Origin of the sequence: uncultured Vibrio sp., from assembly GCF_947488985.1 — a bacterium.
Lineage (GTDB): Bacteria > Pseudomonadota > Gammaproteobacteria > Enterobacterales > Vibrionaceae > Vibrio.
Genome location: NZ_CANLBV010000355.1, coordinates 1 through 304 on the forward strand (window position 1 = coordinate 1; position 304 = coordinate 304).

At 38.8% G+C, this 304-nt stretch carries 1 protein-coding gene; it reads right to left on the bottom strand.

What is annotated here, in order from left to right; genetic code table 11:
• Positions 1-62: 62 nt before the first annotated feature.
• On the bottom strand, positions 63-304 hold a 242-nt coding region (locus Q1A70_RS20630; protein WP_299695934.1), incomplete at its 5' end, for a hypothetical protein.

Below are 304 nucleotides of genomic sequence, written 5' to 3' on the forward strand. Positions count from 1 at the left end.
TTACTTTTGGCAAAGCAAATTATAACTCTTTACCATGCTATTCAAAAAACACTCACGAAAGATCAACACGCCCTAGCTAAATAACGAAGAATGCTTAGACGAAAAGTAATTTGAGTGGCTATATTGTCAGGAAATGCGGATATATCTCGATATGTTTCTTCATCAACATCGCTGGTATCGACAACCCTGTCATCTGGATCAGGCTTTTCTTTCTGAAGTGCAGACTTCCCGGCGTTTTTCAAGGTAGTTGTCATCATTTGCTTACTTATTAAGCAGCTTCTCTTTCTGGGTTTAGGTGTACTTC